Annotated in this window: 20 protein-coding genes; 14 read left to right on the top strand and 6 right to left on the bottom strand. The window is 59.6% G+C overall.

Annotated features, from left to right (window positions below; translation table 11 throughout):
- Window positions 1-32 precede the first annotated feature (32 nt).
- Both ACA047_RS07180 and ACA047_RS07185 read left to right on the top strand, forming a co-directional pair.
- Complete coding sequence (locus ACA047_RS07180; protein ID WP_497357958.1) at window positions 33-1,379, top strand: carbohydrate porin; 1,347 nt, start codon at window positions 33-35, stop codon at window positions 1,377-1,379.
- Between the two features lie 263 nt (window positions 1,380-1,642).
- The gene (locus ACA047_RS07185; protein ID WP_497357960.1) at window positions 1,643-2,497 is read left to right on the top strand and encodes a D-hexose-6-phosphate mutarotase; all 855 of its coding nucleotides are present in this window, start codon (window positions 1,643-1,645) and stop codon (window positions 2,495-2,497) included.
- 84 nt (window positions 2,498-2,581) lie between these two features.
- Here ACA047_RS07185 and ACA047_RS07190 read toward each other — a convergent pair whose 3' ends face one another.
- Window positions 2,582-3,442 carry a MurR/RpiR family transcriptional regulator gene (locus tag ACA047_RS07190; protein ID WP_171061416.1) on the bottom strand — a complete coding sequence of 287 codons (861 nt, stop codon included), beginning with the start codon at window positions 3,440-3,442 and terminating at the stop codon, window positions 2,582-2,584.
- A gap of 196 nt (window positions 3,443-3,638) precedes the next feature.
- On the opposite strand from ACA047_RS07190, the gene zwf reads away from it, so the two are divergent.
- From zwf to ACA047_RS07205, 3 genes are read left to right on the top strand one after another with little or no spacing between them, the layout of a single operon-like run.
- The gene (gene zwf, locus ACA047_RS07195) at window positions 3,639-5,108 is read left to right on the top strand and encodes a glucose-6-phosphate dehydrogenase (RefSeq protein WP_497357962.1); all 1,470 of its coding nucleotides are present in this window, start codon (window positions 3,639-3,641) and stop codon (window positions 5,106-5,108) included.
- The gene (gene pgl / locus ACA047_RS07200; protein WP_497357964.1) at window positions 5,095-5,808 is read left to right on the top strand and encodes a 6-phosphogluconolactonase; all 714 of its coding nucleotides are present in this window, start codon (window positions 5,095-5,097) and stop codon (window positions 5,806-5,808) included. The genes zwf and pgl overlap by 14 nt, the downstream gene beginning before the upstream one ends.
- A 17-nt stretch (window positions 5,809-5,825) precedes the next feature.
- Window positions 5,826-6,491 carry a bifunctional 4-hydroxy-2-oxoglutarate aldolase/2-dehydro-3-deoxy-phosphogluconate aldolase gene (locus ACA047_RS07205; protein ID WP_497357966.1) on the top strand — a complete coding sequence of 222 codons (666 nt, stop codon included), beginning with the start codon at window positions 5,826-5,828 and terminating at the stop codon, window positions 6,489-6,491.
- Between the two features lie 96 nt (window positions 6,492-6,587).
- Here the strand turns inward: ACA047_RS07205 and ACA047_RS07210 are convergent, their stop codons facing one another.
- Both ACA047_RS07210 and ACA047_RS07215 read right to left on the bottom strand, forming a co-directional pair.
- Window positions 6,588-7,775 carry an aminotransferase class V-fold PLP-dependent enzyme gene (locus tag ACA047_RS07210; protein ID WP_497357968.1) on the bottom strand — a complete coding sequence of 396 codons (1,188 nt, stop codon included), beginning with the start codon at window positions 7,773-7,775 and terminating at the stop codon, window positions 6,588-6,590.
- A 12-nt stretch (window positions 7,776-7,787) separates the two neighbouring features.
- Window positions 7,788-8,024, bottom strand: a complete 237-nt coding sequence (locus ACA047_RS07215) for a DUF3820 family protein (RefSeq protein WP_025212254.1) — start codon at window positions 8,022-8,024, stop codon at window positions 7,788-7,790.
- A gap of 202 nt (window positions 8,025-8,226) precedes the next feature.
- Here ACA047_RS07215 and ACA047_RS07220 point away from each other — a divergent pair, with 202 nt between their 5' ends.
- From ACA047_RS07220 to ACA047_RS07235, 4 genes are all read left to right on the top strand, one after another.
- A complete protein-coding gene (locus ACA047_RS07220; RefSeq protein WP_497357969.1) occupies window positions 8,227-8,694 on the top strand; it encodes a PA2169 family four-helix-bundle protein in 468 nt (155 codons plus the stop codon).
- Window positions 8,695-9,046: 352 nt separating this feature from the next.
- Entirely contained in the window at window positions 9,047-11,047 is a 2,001-nt protein-coding gene (locus ACA047_RS07225) for an FUSC family protein (protein WP_497357970.1), read from the top strand.
- Complete coding sequence (locus ACA047_RS07230; RefSeq protein WP_003198565.1) at window positions 11,034-11,240, top strand: DUF1656 domain-containing protein; 207 nt, start codon at window positions 11,034-11,036, stop codon at window positions 11,238-11,240. Before ACA047_RS07225 ends, ACA047_RS07230 begins: the two co-directional genes overlap by 14 nt.
- 9 nt (window positions 11,241-11,249) lie before the next feature.
- Window positions 11,250-12,113, top strand: coding sequence for an efflux RND transporter periplasmic adaptor subunit (locus tag ACA047_RS07235; protein ID WP_497357971.1), 864 nt, complete (start codon window positions 11,250-11,252; stop codon window positions 12,111-12,113).
- A 103-nt stretch (window positions 12,114-12,216) separates the two neighbouring features.
- Here ACA047_RS07235 and ACA047_RS07240 read toward each other — a convergent pair whose 3' ends face one another.
- Complete coding sequence (locus ACA047_RS07240; RefSeq protein WP_003227420.1) at window positions 12,217-12,687, bottom strand: MaoC family dehydratase; 471 nt, start codon at window positions 12,685-12,687, stop codon at window positions 12,217-12,219.
- A 42-nt stretch (window positions 12,688-12,729) separates the two neighbouring features.
- Complete coding sequence (locus ACA047_RS07245) at window positions 12,730-13,674, bottom strand: alpha/beta hydrolase (protein WP_497357973.1); 945 nt, start codon at window positions 13,672-13,674, stop codon at window positions 12,730-12,732.
- A 224-nt stretch (window positions 13,675-13,898) separates the two neighbouring features.
- Here ACA047_RS07245 and fadD2 point away from each other — a divergent pair, with 224 nt between their 5' ends.
- Window positions 13,899-15,587 (top strand): long-chain-fatty-acid--CoA ligase FadD2, encoded by a 1,689-nt coding sequence (gene fadD2 / locus ACA047_RS07250; protein ID WP_497357974.1) that lies wholly within the window; start codon window positions 13,899-13,901, stop codon window positions 15,585-15,587.
- A 286-nt stretch (window positions 15,588-15,873) separates the two neighbouring features.
- Window positions 15,874-17,565, top strand: a complete 1,692-nt coding sequence (fadD1, locus tag ACA047_RS07255; protein ID WP_497357975.1) for a long-chain-fatty-acid--CoA ligase FadD1 — start codon at window positions 15,874-15,876, stop codon at window positions 17,563-17,565.
- Between the two features lie 114 nt (window positions 17,566-17,679).
- On the opposite strand, the gene ACA047_RS07260 is transcribed toward fadD1, so the two are convergent.
- The gene (locus ACA047_RS07260) at window positions 17,680-18,057 is read right to left on the bottom strand and encodes a hypothetical protein (RefSeq protein WP_339475923.1); all 378 of its coding nucleotides are present in this window, start codon (window positions 18,055-18,057) and stop codon (window positions 17,680-17,682) included.
- Between the two features lie 195 nt (window positions 18,058-18,252).
- Between ACA047_RS07260 and ACA047_RS07265 the strand changes: the two genes are divergently transcribed.
- The 3 genes from ACA047_RS07265 (at window position 18,253) to def (ending at window position 20,106) form a co-directional block, all read left to right on the top strand.
- Window positions 18,253-18,444 carry a CsbD family protein gene (locus tag ACA047_RS07265; RefSeq protein ID WP_497357977.1) on the top strand — a complete coding sequence of 64 codons (192 nt, stop codon included), beginning with the start codon at window positions 18,253-18,255 and terminating at the stop codon, window positions 18,442-18,444.
- A 175-nt stretch (window positions 18,445-18,619) separates the two neighbouring features.
- Window positions 18,620-19,570 carry a YihY/virulence factor BrkB family protein gene (locus ACA047_RS07270; protein WP_497357979.1) on the top strand — a complete coding sequence of 317 codons (951 nt, stop codon included), beginning with the start codon at window positions 18,620-18,622 and terminating at the stop codon, window positions 19,568-19,570.
- Window positions 19,567-20,106: a peptide deformylase gene (gene def, locus ACA047_RS07275; protein WP_497357980.1), complete on the top strand. Its 540-nt coding sequence runs from the start codon at window positions 19,567-19,569 to the stop codon at window positions 20,104-20,106. Before ACA047_RS07270 ends, def begins: the two co-directional genes overlap by 4 nt.
- Window positions 20,107-20,126: the final 20 nt, after the last annotated feature.

The raw sequence follows: 20,126 nt of genomic DNA on the forward strand, positions 1-20,126 counted from the left end.
CAGTTAATAACAATAAAGACGAGGATGTAGGGATGAAAAAGAACAAAAACGCCCAGCTTATCTGCCAGTTGTCCGCTGTTGCAGCGATGATGCTGGCTGGTAGCGTACAGGCGGCCGACGCGTTCAGCGCCGATTCGCAGTGGATGACGGGTGACTGGGGTGGTGAACGGACCAAGTTGATCGAGCAAGGCGTCGACATTAAGGCTGACTACGTCGGTGAAGTGGGCGCCAACCTGCATGGTGGCTACAACAACGACAAGACGGCACGTTACGCCGACCAGTTTGGCCTGGGCGTGGCGCTGGACCTGGAAAAGCTGATGGGTTGGAATAACACCCAGGCCAAGATCCAGCTCACCAGCCGTAACGGTGAAAACATTTCCAATGACCGTGTTGGCGACCCGCGTGCTGGCACCTTGAGTTCCTCCCAGGAAGTCTACGGCCGTGGCCACATGGTCCGTCTGACCCAGTTGTGGATCAAGCACCAGTTCCTCGACGGTAAGCTGGACGTCAAAGCCGGTTACTTCGGCGAAGGCGAAGACTTCAACACCTTCCCTTGCGAGTTCCAGAACCTGGCATTCTGCGGTTCCCAGGTGGGTAACTGGGCGACTGGTATCTGGTACAACTGGCCAGTCATGCAGGCGGCGATTCGCGTGAAGTACAACATCACGCCTGAGTTCTATGCGCAGATCGGCGCGTACAACCAGAACCCATCGCAACTGGAGCACGGTAACGGCTTCAAGCTCAGCGGCAGTGGGACCAAGGGTACCGTCTTGCCGATCGAATTGGTCTGGTCGCCGAAGGTCAACAGCCTGCCGGGTGAATACCGTGTCGGTTACTACAAAAGCACGGCCGATGCTGATGACGTCATTGAAGATGAAAATGGCCAGAATGCCGCGACAACCGGTAACGCCTATCGCAGTCACAGCAGCAAGCACGGCTACTGGTTCGTGGCACAGCAACAACTGACCACCCACAACGGTGATGCTTCCCGTGGTCTGAACATCGCGGCCAACGCGACCTTCCACGACAAGGAAACCAACCTCGTCGACAACTACCAGTCGCTGATGTTTGTGTACAAAGGGCCGTTTGATGCGCGTCCTAAAGATGATGTCGGGATCGGTTTTTCCCGTATCCATGTCAACAAAGATGTGAAGGAAAACGCCGAACTGCTCAACGCTGCCAATGGCGTCACCGACTACAACGATCCGCTGTATTCACCATTGCGCGACACCGAGTACAACTACGAGGTCAACTACGGTTTCCACGTTACCAACTGGTTGACCGTACGTCCTAACCTGCAATACATCACTCACCCAGGTGGTGTGGATGAAGTCGACAACGCGCTGGTGGCCGGTCTGAAAATTCAGTCGGTGTTCTAACGCTGTTGCGATAAGCTCCTCTCTATGTGCGCATATTTGCGGGCGGCCAAGGCTGTCCGCTTTTTTTTGGGGAGCGCTCATCCATGGTTGAACGCAAACTCTGTGGGAGCAAGGCTTGCCCGCGATGGGGCGATGCGGTCTTTCAGAATCGAGGCGCCTGTTTCGTGAGCAAGCTTTGCTCCCACAGCCCACCGGGGATAAATCCCCTCGCCACAAAACTGTCGCATCAATTGAGAGTTCAATGATTTCCAGGACCGCGGCCCATGCATGAGCATCCGCTACAACGCTTTTTCAGATCCTTGCGCGAGCGCCCGGTGTTTGCGTGGGAACGCTATCAGCAGCGCGATGTGCTGGTGATCGATCATCCGCTGTGTCAGGCGGTGTTCAGTCGCCAGGGCGCGCAGTTGCTGCACTTTCAGCCGCGGGGCCAGAAACCCTGGTTGTGGTGCGCGGCCAAGTGGCCACAAGTCGGTGCGATACGCGGTGGGGTGCCGGTGTGCTGGCCGTGGTATGGCCGCCATCCGAGCGAAAACGCCTGGCCGTCCCATGGTTGGGCGCGGTTGATCGACTGGAAGCTGCTCGACAGCCGCAGCGATGAAGACGGCGTGCATCTGCACTGGCAGTTGCAACTGTGTGACTGGCAGGTAGACCTGCACGCAGACTTGGGCGAACGCATGGAATTGCGCTTGAGCACCGAGCATCAAGACAGCCTGCCTTGCCAGTTGAGCCAGGCCTTGCATGCGTATTGGCGTATTGGTGATGTCGGTGAGGTAGCGCTGTCTGGGCTCGACGGCGCGCAAGGTTACGACCAACTGAACCGTGCGGTTTGCCAGCAGGAAGGCGAGTTGCGGGTCGAAGGCGGCTGTCAGCGGGTGTTCCAGCAGGAGGGGGAATTGCAGCTCAAGGACCACGCCTGGCAGCGCAAGCTGTGCATCGACACCGGCGACAGCGCCGACACCGTGGTGTGGCATCCCGGTGCCCGACCGTTGTTGGGGGTGAGTTGGGACGAAATCAGCGAGTTCGTTTGTGTCGAAGCGGCCTGCGGCGGCACCGACAGCCTGAGCCTGGCACCGGGGGAGCGGGCGCATTTGAGTTTGCAGGCGCGGGTGGGGGCTTAGGTCAGGATTTGGGTGTTGCTGCTGGCCTCATCGCGAGCCTGCTCGCGATGACGGCCTGTCAGGCAATAAAACACTCAGGCCCGGTCAGTTGAACTCATCCCCCACCGGATACCGACTGGCATTCAGGCTTTCCTTGATCTTGCGCAGATGCGGCTGGAAATCCACGCCCCGGCGCAGGGTCATGCCGGTGGCGAGTACATCCAGCACGGTGAGCTGGATGATCCGCGAGGTCATTGGCATATAAATGTCGGTGTCTTCGGGGAGCGGAATGTTCAGGCTCAGGGTACTGGCCTTGGCCAGGGGCGAGCCTTCGGCGGTCAGGCCGAGCACCGAAGCGCCGTTTTCCCGAGCGATGCGTGCCACTTCCACCAGCTCACGGGTACGGCCGGTGTAGGAAATGATAACGAACAGCTCGCCCGTATGAGCCACCGACGCGATCATCCGCTGCATCAGCACATCGGCGTGGGCGGTCACCGCCAGATTGAAGCGGAAAAACTTATGTTGGGCATCCAGTGCCACCGGAGCCGAAGCACCGAGGCCGAAGAAGTGGATCTGCCGGGCCTGGATCAGCAAATCCACGGCCCGACTGATCAAATTGGGATCAAGGGCCTGGCAGGCGCTGTCCAACGAAGCAATGGCACTGCCAAAGATTTTCCGGGTGTAAGCTTCAGGATTGTCATCGGCCTCCACCGCACGGCTGACATAAGCGGCGCCGCTGGCCAGGCTCTGGGCCAGTTGCAGCTTGAGTTCCGGGTAACCGCTGACGCCGAATGAACGGCAGAAACGGTTGACGGTAGGTTCGCTGACCGACGCAGCCTGGGCGAGGGCGGCGATGCTGAAGCGGGTGGCCTGCTGTGGGTTGAGCAGAATCACTTCGGCCACCTTGCGTTCGGCCTTGTTCAGGTCTTCAAGGCGACTCTGGATCTGCTCCAGTAAATTTCGCACGCGGTCCATACAAGATTCCTAGAAAGACGGGTCTTTGATACGACCCTTTGCGGTGGCCTATCCTACTGATGGCTCTGACGGACCACCACTCGGAATCGGTATTTTTGGAAAATGTTATGGTTATTACTACATTTTTCCTTGAGTGATACCTTGAAAAAAGGTATTTGTAGTTTAACTTGATAAAAGAACAAACATCATGCATTCGATTACGGTTGAACCGTGTACTTTCGCCTTGTTCGGCGCGTTGGGCGATCTGGCTCTGCGCAAGCTGTTTCCGGCTCTTTATCAGCTCGATGGCGCCGGCCTGCTGCACGAGGATACGCGGATCATCGCGCTGGCCCGTGAGCCTGGCAGCGAGCAGCAGCATCTGGCGTTCATCGCCGCTGAGCTGCGTCGCTACGTGGACGACAAAGACCTGGACGAAACCGTGGTCGAACGCTTCCTGGCGCGACTGACTTATCTGCACGTGGACTTCCTCAAGGCCGACGATTATGTCGCCTTGGCCGAGCGGGCCGGTTCGGCCCAGCAGCTCATTGCTTACTTTGCCACCCCGGCGGCGGTGTATGGGGCGATCTGCGAGAACCTGGCCAAAGTCGGCTTGAGTGAAAACACCCGGGTTGTGCTGGAGAAACCCATCGGTTCGGACCTGGAGTCGTCGCGCAAGGTCAACGACGCCGTGGCGCAGTTCTTCCCGGAAAACCGTACCTATCGCATCGACCACTACCTGGGCAAAGAGACGGTACAGAACCTGATCGCGCTGCGGTTCGCCAACAGCCTGTTCGAAACCCAGTGGAACCAGAATTACATTTCCCACGTGGAAATCACCGTGGCCGAGAAGGTCGGTATCGAAGGCCGCTGGGGCTATTTCGACAAGGCCGGCCAGCTACGGGACATGATTCAGAACCACCTGCTGCAGCTGCTGTGCCTGATCGCCATGGACCCGCCGGCCGACCTGTCCGCCGACAGCATCCGTGACGAGAAGGTCAAAGTGCTTAAGGCCCTGGCGCCTATCAGCCCGGAAGGCCTGACCACCCAGGTGGTGCGCGGCCAGTACATTGCCGGCCACAGCGAAGGCAAGGCAGTGCCCGGCTACCTGGAAGAACCCAATTCCAACACCCAGAGCGACACCGAGACCTTCGTCGCCCTGCGCGCCGACATTCGCAACTGGCGCTGGGCCGGGGTTCCGTTTTACCTGCGCACCGGTAAGCGCATGCCGCAGAAACTGTCGCAGATCGTCATTCACTTCAAGGAACCGTCCCACTACATCTTCGCCCCCGAGCAGCGTCTGCAGATCAGCAACAAGCTGATCATCCGCCTGCAACCGGACGAAGGGATTTCCTTGCGGGTGATGACCAAGGAGCAAGGCCTGGACAAGGGCATGCAATTACGCAGCGGTCCTCTGCAACTCAACTTTTCCGACACCTATCGCAGCGCACGGATTCCCGATGCCTACGAGCGGTTGTTGCTGGAAGTCATGAACGGCAATCAGAACCTGTTTGTCCGTAAAGATGAAATTGAAGCCGCGTGGACGTGGTGTGACCAGTTGATCGCCGGATGGAAGAAATCCGGTGATGCGCCCAAGCCGTACGCGGCTGGGTCCTGGGGGCCGATGAGCTCCATTGCACTGATCACGCGGGATGGGAGGTCATGGTATGGCGATATCTGAATTGAAACTGCCACAGGGCGTCAGCGTCCTTGAATTCAAAAGCCCGGTGCTGCTGGCCGAAGGCTTGGCGTTGAAAGTGGCTGAACAGTTGCGCACTGCAATCGACGCCCGCGGCACGGCGGTCCTGGTGGTGTCCGGCGGACGCAGCCCGGTGGCGTTTTTCCAGAGCCTGGCCAAACAGGCGCTGGACTGGTCGAAAGTGGTGGTGAGCCTGGCCGACGAGCGCTGGGTACCGGTTGAGCATGCCGACAGCAACGCCGGCCTGCTCAAGCGGTATCTGCTGCAAGGCGCCGCGGCCAAGGCCCAGTTCCTGAGCCTTTACAGCGCCAGCGCCAACCTGGAAGCCGCTGCCGGGCAGGCCGATCGTCTGTTGGCCGAACTGCCGCCCATCGACGTGCTGGTATTGGGCATGGGTGATGACGGGCACACGGCTTCGCTGTTTCCCGACAGCCCGAACCTGGCCGAAGCCTTGGATGCCAGGAGCGCTCGCCGTTGCTGGCCAATGCTGGCGCCGACCGTGCCGCACCAGCGCTTGACCATGAGCCGCGCCTTGCTGGCCTCGGCGAAACACAAAGTGCTGTCGATTTCCGGTCAGTCGAAATTGACCACCCTAAACGCTGCATTGGCCGGTGACGACGTCGCCGAAATGCCGATCCGCGCGTTTTTGCAACCTACGTTAGAGATTTACTGGTGCCCATGAACCAAGGATCAGCCGCTATGACAACCCCATCCCCGACCGTTTCCATGGCGGACAAAGTTACCTTGATCGACAGCCTCTGCGCCAAGGCGCGGATCCTGCCGGTGATCACCATCGCCCGTGAACAGGACATCCTGCCGCTGGCCGATGCCCTGGCCGCCGGTGGCCTGACGGCGCTGGAAGTGACCTTGCGTTCCCAATACGGCCTCAAGGCCATCCAGGTGCTGCGTGAGCAGCGTCCGGAACTGGTGACAGGCGCCGGTACGGTGCTCGATCGCCACATGCTGGCCGCCGCCGAGGCCGCCGGTTCGCAGTTCATCGTCACGCCGGGTATCACCCGTGATCTGCTTGAGGCCAGTGTCCAGAGTTCGATCCCGTTGTTGCCGGGCATCAGCAATGCGTCCGGCATCATGGAAGGCTACGGCCTGGGCTATCGCCGCTTCAAACTGTTCCCGGCGGAAGTCAGCGGCGGCGTCGCGGCCCTCAAGGCCCTGGGTGGCCCGTTCGGCGAAGTGAAATTCTGCCCGACCGGCGGCGTGAGCCCGGCCAACATCAAGAGCTACATGGCGTTGAAAAACGTGATGTGCGTGGGCGGAAGCTGGATGCTTGATCCGGAGTGGATCAAGAACGGCGACTGGGCCCGCATTCAGGAATGCACCGCCGAGGCATTGGCGCTGCTGGACTGATTGTTTTACCGAACCTCGTTGGGTGTTCTACGGTTTACGGTGCGCTTGGTCGGCGCGCCGTTTTTTTTGCCTGGGTTTTAGCTCCGAATACCGAACCTATGTTCGGCTCAGGGCGATCAGTGCTTCAGTCAACCGCTCAATATCACTGGCCAAGGTAATCAACCCTGGCGTAATGCGGATGCATGGCCCGACGCTCGTGTCGCGTACCACGGTGAAGATCCCATAGTCGTTGAGCAATCGATCGGCCATCGCCTGCTGGTCAGCTTGGGCGGTGAAGCGCATGGAGGTGATGCCGCAGTACAGTCGCGGATCGTCCGGGGTCATGACTTCGATACCCGGCACATCACGTACGGCGTTCACCCACAGGTCGCGCAGATAATTGAGGCGTGCCCCCTTGGCCGAAGCGCCGCCCAGGGAACGGTGTTCTTCGAACACCAGGGGCAGGGTCAGCAAGGCCGGGATGTTCGGTGTGCTGTGGGGCGTGCGTGAGCGGACGTCGGTGGCTGGATAATGCCCTTCGTCCATGTCCGGGGCGATGTCGGCCAACCGCTGCGGGGCGATGTATAAGAAGCCCAGGGCCAGAGGCCCGCCGATCCACTTTTGCAGGTTGAACCCGGCGAAGTGAATACCGAGTTTCTTGATGTCGAAATCGATCTGGCCCAAGGCGTGGGCGCCGTCCAGAATGATATCCACCTCAAACTCGCGAGCGGCCTCGGCGATGGCCTGGACCGGCATTACCAACCCGGTGAGGTGGTTGACGTAGGTCAGTGCCATCAGCTTCAGGCGTGGGTAGCGAATAAACGCTTCGCGATAAGTGTTTACCAGCCTGTCGAAATTGGCGGGGTGCTGATGGACGAGTTCTATCACCTCCACGCCACGCTGTCGGGCCAGCCAGCGCATCGCGCTTTTGACCGATGCGTATTCCAGATCACAGATCAGTACCTGGTCGCCGGGTTGCAGGCCGTTGTAGTTGCGAATCAACGATTGCAGGGCGTCCACCGCGCTGGTGGCCATCGCCACGGTGTGGGGAGGAACGTGGATCAGCTGTGCCACTTGGCGGCGAATCGCTTCGCCATGTTCTCGGTCGAAATGCTGGCGCACGTACACCGAGTTGCTGCGGTTGATGAATTCGATGTTGCGCTGGTATTCCTCGACCACCGTGCGGGACATGCGACCGAAGTAGCCGTTTTCCAGATTGAGCGGGCCATTGGGGTCGACGTCGTAGCGGCCGATAAAGGTCTGCCAGAAAGCTTCATCGTGGGCGCGCAGGGTGTTCTCGGGCATGGTCGGGCTCGGTCAATGGCGTGGCTTGGGTTTGCCGTGTTTGGCGCGCAACGGGTCAAGCAGGTCTGACAGACCGTTGTGGTCGATCTCCTGCATCAACGCCAGCAAACCGCCCAGTTCCCCATGGGGAAAACCCTCGCGGGCGAACCAGTTCAGGTATTGACCGGGCAGGTCGGCGAGGATTCGGCCCTTGTATTTACCGAAGGGCATTTGGCGGGTGACCAGCAGTTCGAGCTTTTCCGGGTTCATGGCAATCGTCTTGATTCATACAGTCTGGAAAATACAGGCATTCTGCATGCAGGCCAAATGACAGATCATGCAAATAGCGCGGATACAGATTTCGGCCTTATTTTTAACTTATTGATTTATAAATAAATTATTAAGTTTTCTAGGCTGGCACGGCCGATGCAATATCCCTTGCAGGTTTATTCACCAGCAAAGGAACTGAAAAATGACTGACATCAATAAAGAATCCATCTCCGTCCTGAACGACCTGATCGAGACCAGCAAGGATGGCCAGGAAGGGTTCAAGACTTGCGCTGAAGACATCAAGCACCCTGAACTCAAGTCGCTGTTCGTTCAGCGTGCTGCCGACTGCGCCACTGCAGCAGCCGAACTGCAAGTTGCCGTACGCTCGCTGGGCGGCGACCCGGAAACTTCTACCAGCGTAGCCGGTGACCTGCATCGCCGCTGGGTGGATGTAAAAGCCTTATTCACCGGCAAGGGCGAAGAAGCGGTGCTCAACGAAGCCGAGCGTGGCGAAGATCATGCGCTCAAGGCTTACAAGGAAGCCATCGAGAAGATCAACAAGCACAACCTGGTAGGCATTCGTGACCTGGTTGAGCGTCAGTACCATGGCGTGCAACGTAACCATGACCAGGTCAAGGCTCTGCGCAACCAGGCGCGTGCCGCCTCGTAAACGCGACTGATCCAGAAAAGAACGCCAGGCATGCCTGGCGTTTTTTATGGGCGCCTATCAGGTTGAAGGTGAACACCGTTGTGGGGAGGGGATTTATCCCGCTTGGACTGTGGGAGCAAAGCTTGCTCGCGAAACAGGCGCCTCGATCAGAAAGACTGCATCGCCTTCATCGCGGGCAAGCCTTGCTCCCACAGAGCGGGGTCAAATCCCCTCGCCACAATGTCAGCAACAGTGTTTGTCAAATCCCTCAATAATCAACTCTGGACTCAGATAGTTAGCTAGCTAATAATTGCACCCATCCATCACCCACCGTTGCATCTATCGTTACTGCGTCCCCAGAAGAGTTTTTTGCGTGCCTATTACCTTCCAGGCCTTATTCGCCCCCGACCGCCTCGCTGTGCAGTTCGCCGTCAAAACCGTGCTCGGTGGCGGGTTGGCGCTGTGGCTGGCGTTGCGCTGGGGGCTGGAGCAGCCGTCATGGGCGCTGATGACCGCGATCATCGTCGCGCAGCCGCTGTCCGGAATGGTGGTGCACAAAGGGCTGGCGCGGTTGGTGGGTACGTTGGTGGGCACCATCATGTCGGTGGTGTTCATGGGCTTGTTCGCCCAGGCGCCCTGGTTGTTTTTGCTGGCGCTGGCGTTATGGCTGGGCCTGTGCACGGCCTGTTCCACACTGCTGCGCAGCGCCTGGTCCTATTCATTCGTACTGGCCGGGTACACGGTGGCGATCATTGCCTTGCCAGCCATTTCTCATCCACTGGGCGTGTTCGATCAGGCCGTGGCGCGCTGCACCGAAATCAGCCTGGGCATTGTGTGCGCTACGCTGGCCAGTGCCTTGCTCTGGCCGTTGCGGGTCGAGCGGCAATTGGCGGGTCAGGCCCGTGCCGCCTGGCAGAGTGGCATGCAGGCAGCCCGCGCCACCCTGGCCGGCGATGCCCAGGCCCGTAAAGGCTTGCTAGAGATCCTCGGCAAGATCGTCGCGGTGGATGCCCAGCGCGAACACGCCTGGTTCGAAGGCGGCCTTGGCCGGCAGCGGGCCCGGGCCATCAGCGGCTTGAGCCAGAAACTGCTAATGCTGCTGCGCATTTCCCGCTCGGTGCGTCGGCAATGGAAACAGCTCGAACCCTACGAAGCCGAGGCCCTCAAGCCGTGGATGAGCGAAGTGCAGCAAGCCCTCGACGCCGACAGCGCAACGTTGCAAGCTTTGCGGCCCCGGGTACTGGATGCGTCTCACGACCCACAGATCAGCTCGGCGCAAAGCTATTGCCTGGCCCGTTTCGCCTTGTTGCTCGATACCGCCCTGGCCGCCTGCGCCGCGCTGGCGGCGGTGCAAGAGGGCAGGGAAGCGGCGGACCCTCCGCGAACCTTGACGCCTCATCGTGATGTGTCCCTGGCCATGGTATTCGGTGCTCGCAGTGCCCTGGCGTTTTTGGCGGTTGCCTGTTTCTGGATGGCGACCGCCTGGCCCGCCGCCTCGGGCGCGCTGGTGCTCACGTGTGTGGTGTGCAGCCTGTTTGCCAGTCGTGAAAACGGTGCGCAGATCGGCATGAGCTTTTTGCGGGGCATCCTGTTGGCGGTGCCGACGGCGTTTGTGATCGGCGAGATCTTACTGCCGCAATGGAGCAGTTTCGCAATGCTTTGCATGGCCATGGGCGTGCCGCTGTTCCTGGGGGCGCTGGGCATGGCCAAGCCGCAGATCGGCGCCACGGCCACCTCGTTCTGCCTGCATTTCGTGGTGCTGATATCGCCGCTCAACGCGATGAAGTATGACGTCGCGGCGTTCTTCAACAATGCTCAGGCGATGATGATTGGCGTGGGCGCGGCAGTGCTGGCGTTCAATCTGCTGATTTTGCGCAACCCGGCCTGGCACAGCCATCGTCTGCTGGCCGCGACCCTGGATGATCTGGTGCGCCTGACCCGTCGCAACCTGCGCGGCGCCGAGAGCTGGTTCGGCGGGCGCATGGCCGACCGGCTGTTGCAGCTGGCGCGGCATTATCCCGAGCTGCCGGTACCGCAACGCAGCCGTTGGGATGACGGGTTGCTGGGCCTGGACGTCGGCGATGAATTGCTGCATCTGCGTCTGAGCCTGGCTGTCGCGCAAGTGTCCGACCCCGTGGCACAGCGCCGTTATTTCGAAGCGTTGGAGCAGGTGCTCGAACGCGGTCCGGGCGGTGATCAGGTCGAGGCCTTGGCCCAGCCGAGCGCCGAATTCCTGAAGGTGTTGGCGACGCAGCCGCCCGGTGATGCATTGAAGCTGGCCCAGGGCGCCGTGGTGCAATTGCAAAACAGCTGGCGCGCCTGGTGCCGCCAACACGAACCAGAACAACGGGAGCACAGCCATGGGCTTGCGTGAGTGGTCGATAGGCGGGGTGTTGCTCAGCCCGTTCCTGATTTATGTGGTGCTGGCCTTGCTGGTGACCGGTGCGCTGCGCCTGTTGCTCAGCCTTGTGCCGGCCGGGCGCTGGATCTGGCATGAAGCCTTATTCGACTGCGCCCTGTATGTCTGTGTCCTGACTGTTATTACCGTGGTCCTCGGGCCGCTATAGGAGTTGAACATGCGTACTTGTGTACGTGTCGCCGTCACGCTGTGCGTGGTAGCCGTGGCGATCTTTGCCGGCTTTCATCTGTGGCAGTACTACATGCTCACGCCCTGGACCCGGGATGCGCGGATTCGCGCCGACGTGGTGGTGATCGCGCCCGACGTATCGGGTTGGGTGCGCGAGCTCAAGGCGGTGGATAACCAGCAGGTCAAGGCCGGCGATTTATTGCTGAGCATCGACCGCGAACGTTTCGAGGCCGCGGTGGAGAAGGCGCGGGCGGTGGTTCAGACCCGTCAGCAGCAATTGAGCCTGCGCGAACACGAAGCCAGTCGCCGCGCAGCCCTGGGGCCCCAGGCCATCAGTGCCGAATTGCGGGAAAATGCCCAGATCAACGCGGGTATCGCCCGGGGCGAACTGCGCGAAGCCCAGGCCGAGGCCAAGGTCGCCGAACTCAACCTGGCCCGCAGCCAGGTCCTGGCCCCACGCAGCGGCCACATTACCAACCTGCGCCTGGCCGAAGGCAACTACGTGAACGCCGGGCAACCGGTCATGGCGCTGATCGACGACTCGACGTTCTATGTGCAGGCTTATTTCGAAGAAACCAAACTGCCGAGGATTCGTGTGGGCGATCCGGTAAAAGTCTGGCTGATGAGCGCCGGCCATGCGCTGGAGGGGCATGTCGCAAGCATCAGCCGTGGCATTACCGACCGCAATACCAACCCCGATGCGCAGTTGCTGGCGGAGGTCGAACCGACGTTTAACTGGGTGCGCCTGGCCCAGCGGATTCCGGTGCGGATCAAGCTGGACAAGGTGCCGGAGGGGGTGAACCTGAGTGCCGGGATGACGGCCAGCGTGCAGGTGCGCGAGGGTAATCAATAACTTGCTGCGCAACCGTCATTGTGGCGAAGGCCTGCTGTGTGGGCGCAAGCTTTGCTCCCACAAATCCCCTCGCCACAAATCCTTCACCGTAGATGCGTGTTAATCAGCCGATGCTGATGGCCGGCAACGTCGGCAAAGTCACGGTCTGCTGCTTGCGCGGAGCGAGAATTTCGGCCTCGCCGTCCACCACCAGTTCATCGCGTTGGTTGAACACGCGAGTGGCGATGCGTACGCGAAACTTCGGCAGTTTCTCAAGGATTTCCAGGCGTACGGTCAGGGTGTCGCCAATTTTTACCGGTTTCTGGAAGCTCATTTGCTGGCCGATATAAATGGTGCCCGGCCCAGGCAACTCGCAAGCCACCGCCGCGCTGATCAGCGCACCGCTGAACATGCCGTGGGCAATGCGCTCCTTGAACATGCTCGCCGCTGCAAATTCGGCGTCCAGGTGCACTGGGTTGTGATCGCCCGACATCGCGGCGAACAGCTGGATGTCGCGCTCTTCGACGGTCTTGCTGTAGCTGGCGGTCTGGCCGACTTCGAGGGCTTCGTAAGGGATGTTGGTAACCTGGGTCATCTGTCTCAAATCCTGTGACGGGTAAAGGAAAACGCTGCAAACCTACTCGCTTCGTGGCGGCCGCTTGTGGATCAGGGCCTGGGCAATCCAGGCCAGCACGTCGCTCGTCACTTCATCGCGGTTGGTTTCATTGAACAGTTCGTGCCGGGCCTGCGGGTAGATCGTCAGTTGCAGGTGCTGGTTGCCGGCGTCGCGCAGGGCATCGGCCAGATCCTTCAGACGCTTGCCGTCGCTCACCGGATCACATTCGCCGCCGATCACCAGCAGCGGCAAGCCCGGATCGATCTGGGCGAGATTGGACGCTTTGCTGATTTGCTGCAAGCCGCCGAGCAGGTCGACCCACAACTGATTGGTGCAGCGAAAGCCGCACAGCGGGTCGTGGATGTATTTATCGACTTCGGCCGGGTCGCGGCTGAGCCAGTCGAAGGGGGTGCGCGTGGGTTTGAACTTCTTATTGAAGCTGCCGAACGACAGCCACTCGATCAAGGCGCTGCGCCCCTTGGCACCCTGGCGTCGGCGTTCGAAACGGGCGATCAGGCGAGCGGTGCGATAGAGCGTCACAGGCTGGTAATTGGAACCGCTGAGAATCGCCCCGTGCAGGCTGGCGCTGTGGTGCAGCAGATAACCCTGGGCGATGTAGCTGCCCATGCTGTGGCCCAGCAGCACAATTGGTGTGTCGGGATGTTGCTGGACGATGTGATGGTTAAGGCTGGCCAGATCGCCCACCACCTTGGCCCAGCCGTCCTGATCTGCGTAATGGCCGAGGGTCGCTTCATCGGCAGTATGGCCATGGCCGCGCAGGTCCGGGGCGTACACGCCGTAACCTTCATCGCACAGTGCCTGGGCCAGGCGAGCATAGCGGCCGCTGTGTTCGGCCATGCCGTGGGCCAGCATGATCACCGCCTTGGGCGCGGTTTCGGGCAACCACTGATTGACGAACAGGCGGCTATGGTCGGTCGCGGTCAGCATGAACGTTTGGTGGATCATGGCGATTCCTTTGCACAGAGGCATACGCAGTGTCGCTGCATTGTATAGCGCATCCGTTGCGCCTCGCCTGATCAGGCTACACCGCGGCAGGAAGATTCACACAATCTATGACGCAGGTCGCCATATTTGCCTGATTGGCCATAGCTGCTAGTGTCCCAAGAGCTCCGCCTCTGCAAGCGATACAGAAGCGGCCCGGATACGCTCAGGTAAAGAGGAAAAAAATAATGCAGCCTGATTTCTGGAATGACAAACGCCCGGCCGGCGTGCCCCTGGATATTGATCTTGGGGCCTACAAGTCGGTCATTGAGGTGTTCGAGCGTTCCTGCAAGAAATTTGCCGATCGTCCGGCCTTCAGCAACATGGGGGTGACGCTCACCTATGCCGAGCTCGAGCGCTACAGCGCGGCCTTCGCCGGTTACCTGCAAGCCCATACCGACCTGGCCCCGGGCGATCGTATCGCGGTGCAGATGCCCAATGTCCTGCAATACCCGATTGCCGTGTTCGGGGCCCTGCGCGCCGGGCTGATCGTGGTCAACACCAACCCGTTGTACACCCCACGGGAAATGCGTCATCAGTTCCAGGACTCCGGTGCCCGAGCGCTGGTGTACATGAACCTGTTCGGGCAGAAAGTCCAGGAAGTGCTGCCCGATACGGACCTGCAATACCTGATCGAAGCGAAGATGGGCGACCTGATGCCCACTGCCAAGGGCTGGCTGGTCAACACGGTGGTGAGCAAGGTCAAGAAGATGGTCCCGGGCTATTCGCTGCCCCAGGCCATTTCTTTCAAGAGCGCCTTGCGCCTGGGGCGCGGCCACGGCATCAGGCCGCTGAAGGTCAGCCTCGATGACGTCGCGGTGCTGCAATACACCGGTGGCACCACCGGGTTGGCGAAGGGCGCGATGCTGACTCACGGCAACCTGGTGGCCAACATGCAACAGGTCCGGGCGTGCCTGGGGCAGTTCGGTGACGACGGCCATCCGCTGCTGCGCGAAGGCCAGGAAGTGATGATCGCGCCACTGCCGCTGTACCACATCTATGCCTTCACGGCCAATTGCATGGGCATGATGGTCACCGGCAACCACAACGTGCTGATCACCAATCCGCGAGACATCGCAGGTTTCATCAAGGAGCTGAAAAACTGGCGTTTCTCGGCGCTGCTGGGGCTCAACACGCTTTTCGTGGCGTTGATGGACCACCCGGATTTCAAGACGCTGGATTTCTCCAACCTCAAGGTCACCAACTCCGGCGGCACCGCGCTGATCAAGGCCACGGCCGAACGCTGGGAGCAGCTCACCGGTTGCAGCATTACCGAAGGCTATGGCCTGACCGAAACCTCGCCGGTGGCCTGCGCCAACCCTTACGGTGGGAAGTCGCGACTGGGCACGGTGGGTATGCCGGTGCCGGGCACGCTCATGAAAGTGATCAGCGACGATGGCGTCGAACAGCCTTTTGGCGAGCGCGGCGAGCTGTGCATCAAGGGCCCGCAGATCATGAAAGGCTACTGGAACAAGCCTGAAGCCACCGCCGAGGTGTTGGACAGCGAGGGCTGGTTCAAGTCCGGTGATATCGCGGTGATCGACCCGGACGGTTTCGTGCGCATTGTCGACCGCAAGAAGGACATGATCATCGTCTCGGGTTTCAACGTGTACCCCAATGAGATCGAAGACGTGGTGATGGCCCATCCGAAAGTTGCCAACTGCGCGGTGATCGGCGTGCCGGACGAACGCTCGGGGGAGGCGGTGAAACTGTTCGTGGTGGCCCGCGAGGCGGGCATCAGCCTTGAAGAACTCAAGGCCTACTGCAAAGAAAACTTCACCGGCTACAAAATACCCAAGCACATCGTCTTGCGGGAGTCGTTGCCGATGACGCCGGTGGGCAAGATCCTGCGGCGGGAATTGCGGGATATTGCTTGAGGTCCGCCAGATATCTGTCCTGACGAAAAACCCACAGTTGTTTGACTCAGAGAGATTTAGAGAAGTGTAGAATTTTTACTCTAAAAATGACCATGAGATATTCTTGAGTCATGTTTGTGACTGTAGGGGCTGCTTTTGGCTCTAGGCGACCCTTGGCAAAGCTGCTACTCTCGGCGCGCTTTTGTGACTTCTCGGCCTTGATTCAAGCCAGATTCACCAACAAACACACCCAATAATAATCGCATCAAATGCGGTGAGAATTCGCGTTGCTGAGGAGTGGGCTTCCATGATTGAAAACTTTTGGAAGGATAAGTACCCAGCTGGGATTGCTGCCGACATCAATCCAGACGAGTATCCGAATATTCAGGCGGTGTTGAAGCAGTCCTGCCAACGCTTTGCCAACAAACCGGCATTCAGCAACCTCGGCAAGACGATCACCTACGGTGAACTCTACGAGTTGTCCGGTGCCTTTGCCGCGTATCTGCAACAGCATACCGATTTGCAGCCGGGCGATCGAATCGCCGTGCAGCTGCCCAACGTTCTCCAATACCCGGTGGCGGTGTTCGGTGCGATCCGCGCCGGCCTCATCGTGGTCAACACCAACCCGCTGTACACCGCGCGGGAAATGGAACATCAGTTCAACGACTCCGGCGCCAAGGCGCTGGTGTGCCTGGCGAACATGGCGCACCTGGCTGAAACCGTGGTGCCCAAGACGAGCGTCAAGCACGTCATCGTGACTGAAGTCGCGGACCTGCTGCCGCCGCTCAAGCGCCTGTTGATCAACAGCGTGATCAAGTACGTCAAGAAGATGGTCCCGGCCTATCACTTACCCAAGGCCATCAAGTTCAACGATGTGCTGGGCAAGGGCCGTGGCCAACCCGTGAGCGAAGCCAACCCCGCCCACGACGATGTGGCCGTGCTGCAATACACCGGCGGCACCACCGGCGTGGCCAAGGGGGCAATGCTGACCCACCGCAACCTGGTGGCGAACATGCTGCAGTGCAAGGCGCTGATGGGGGCAAACCTCAGTGAAGGCTGCGAAGTGCTGATCACGCCGTTGCCGCTGTACCACATCTATGCCTTCACCTTCCATTGCATGGCGATGATGCTGATCGGCAACCACAACATCCTGATCAGCAACCCGCGCGACCTCCCGGCGATGGTCAAGGAACTGTCGAAGTGGAAGTTCAGCGGTTTCGTCGGCCTCAATACGCTGTTCGTGGCCCTGTGCAACAACGAAGCCTTCCGCAAGCTGGATTTCTCGGCACTGAAAGTCACCTTGTCCGGCGGCATGGCCCTGCAACTGGCGGCGGCCGAGCGCTGGAAAGCAGTCACCGGCTGCCCGATCTGCGAAGGCTATGGCATGACCGAAACCAGCCCGGTGGCCTCCGTCAACCCGAGCCAGAACATCCAGATTGGCACCATCGGTATTCCGGTGCCGTCGACGTTGTGCAAAATTATCAATGACGCGGGCGTTGAACAGCCATTGGGCGAAATCGGCGAACTGTGTGTGAAAGGTCCACAAGTCATGAAGGGCTACTGGCAGCACCAGGACGCCACCGATGAGATCCTCGACAGCGAAGGCTGGCTCAAGACCGGTGACATCGCGCTGATCCAGCCGGACGGTTACATGCGCATCGTCGATCGCAAGAAAGACATGATCCTGATCTCTGGTTTCAACGTGTACCCCAACGAACTGGAAGACGTGCTGGCGACTCTGCCGGGCGTGCTGCAATGTGCAGCCATCGGCATCCCGGATGAGAAATCCGGTGAGGCGATCAAGATCTTCATCGTCGCTCGACCGGGTGTCACGCTGACCAAGGAACAGGTCATGGAACACATGCGCGCCAACGTCACCGGCTACAAAGTGCCCAAGTCGGTGGAGTTCCGAGACGCATTGCCAACCACCAACGTCGGCAAGATCCTGCGGCGCGAGTTGCGTGATGAAGAGCTCAAGAAGCTGGGTCTGAAGAAGTAAGATCGCAGCCAACAAAAAGCCCCGCTGATGCGGGGCTTTTTGTTACGCGAAAAATCTTTGTGGCGAGGTAGCAAGCTCCCTTGCCACAAAGGCTCCTCTGCTAACAGGTCAGGCCTACAACCTGAACTGCGCAAAATCCAGATTAGTGCCACCGGGCCGCATGTCTTGCAGATAGGAGTCCTTGTCGGCACTCAGCTCCAGGCTCAGGGCGGCCTTGCGCTTGCCTTGGTTGCGCACTTCCAGGCCTTCCATCTTCTCGCGCAGAAACACGGTTGGCACCTTCAGGTGCAGCAGCTCGTCGGTGGCCGGGGTGTGCAGCAGCAGGTGGATCCATTCGTACTGACCGATGGCCAGGCGCGCCACCGGGAGGTCGAACCAGAAGATGTTGCGGTTGCGGTTCAATTCGCTGAAGTGGCAGTTGTTGACGCCCAGTACGGCGCCGCCCAGTTCCTGGTTTCTGCGGGCGATGGCCTGCTTTTTATCGAGTTTCATAACGTTCCTACGGGATTGGAGCTTCAGGCCGCAGCCTGAATACGTGGGGTATTCTCGGGGGTGGATCGGCAAACATAAAGCGCAACCTGCACCTGACGATGAAATGCGCTGCTGAAAAAATGAAACTCCTCGCAAACGGCCTCGGTCAACCCTTATGTAATGACTTTTCGTACAGTTGTTCACAGGAGAGACATCATGGGTAGCACGAGCGATAAAGTGAAGGGCGTTGCCAACGAAGCCGTCGGCAACATCAAGCAAGGCGTCGGCAAGGCCACCGACAATGACCGCCTGCGCGCCGAGGGCGTGGTCCAGGAGAAAAAAGGTGAGGTCCAGCAAACCGTGGGCAAGGCCAAGGATGCAGTCAAGAAAGGCGTTAACGAGGCATAACCGGCCTGTTGAAAAAACGATTGGAACGGCCATCCGCAGGTGGCCGTTTTCATGTCGGCTCGAACTTGCACCGGGGAAATTGTTCCAAAGTCGCCAAACAGGTTACTTTTGTCTTGGATAGCAACCCCATGAGTCGCCAGGCGACCTTCCTTTTTTGCGGCGAAAGGAGACGCACATGATGTTCCCGGCCTTGAAAGGCTTGCCTTTGCATCGTGTGATGATGCGCACCGTCAGCGAGTTTCTCGACGACGAGATGTCCACCTACGCCTCGGCGTTGGCTTATCAGATGCTGTTTTCGCTGTTCCCCTTCATTCTCTTTCTGATCGCGCTGATCGGCTTCCTGCACCTGCCGGATTTCTTCTCCTGGCTGCGCCTGCAATCGGAACTGGTGCTGCCGCCCCAGGCCCTGGAACAGGTCAACCCGGTGATTGACCAGCTCCAGCAATCCAAGGGTGGGTTGTTGTCGGTAGGTATCGTCATCGCCTTGTGGACCGCCTCGGCGGGTGTGCGGCTGATGATGAGCGCCATGAACGCCGCCTACGATGTGGTCGAGGGTCGCCCAGCCTGGAAACGCTTTCCGCTGTCGATTTTCTACACGGTCGGCATCGCTGGCATGCTGCTGGCCGCCGCGGCGCTGATGGTGCTCGGGCCGCAGGTGATGGGCTGGATCGCGGCCCAGGTCGGGCTAGAGGATTTCATCGTCACGCTCTGGACGATTGTTCGCTGGCCGGTGATCGTGTTTTTGTTGATGGTGGCCGTGGCGCTGATCTATTACGTGATGCCCGACGTCAAACAAGAGTTTCGCTTCATCACGCCGGGGTCGGTGCTGGCAGTGGTGGTGTGGATTATCGCGTCCCTGGGCTTCGCGTTTTACGTCAAGACCTTCGCCAACTACAACGCCATGTATGGCAGTATCGGCGCGATCATTGTGTTGTTGCTGTATTTCTATATTTCTGCGGCGGTGCTGTTGCTCGGCGCGGAGATGAATGCGGTGATCGAGCACATGTCCGCCGAGGGCAAGGACCCTGGCGAGAAAGTCGCGGGCGAGCACAGCGAAAAGCAGCATGTGTCGGGCCTGGGGCGCGACCATTCCATCAAAACGACCACTGACGAAGCCCAACCATGATTCGCGACATCCTGAAAATGGGCGACGAACGCCTGCTGCGCATTGCCCCGCCGGTTCCGCCGGAAATGTTTGACACGCCGCTGCTGTGGCAATTGATCGACGACATGTTCCAGACCATGGAAAGCGTTGGCGGCGTCGGTCTGGCAGCGCCGCAGATTGGTGTCGACCTGCAACTGGTGATCTTCGGCTTCGAGCACAGCGAGCGTTACCCCGATGCCGAGGCGGTGCCACAGACCATCCTGATCAACCCGCTGATTACCCCGTTAAGCCCATTGCTGGAAGAGGGTTTTGAAGGCTGTCTGTCGGTGCCGGGCCTGCGCGGCGCGGTCAATCGCTATCAGCACATCCGCTACGAAGGCTTCGACCCCAAGGGCGTGCCTGTCGTGCGCACTGCCTCGGGCTTCCATGCGCGGGTGGTGCAGCATGAATGCGATCATCTGATCGGTCGTCTGTACCCGTCGCGCATCACCGACTTCAGCAAGTTCGGGTTTACTGAGGTGATGTTTCCGGATTTGGACCCGACGGCAGACGACTGATCCAACAAAAACACTGTGGG

The sequence above is a fragment of the Pseudomonas sp. LBUM1664 genome, assembly GCF_059695895.1.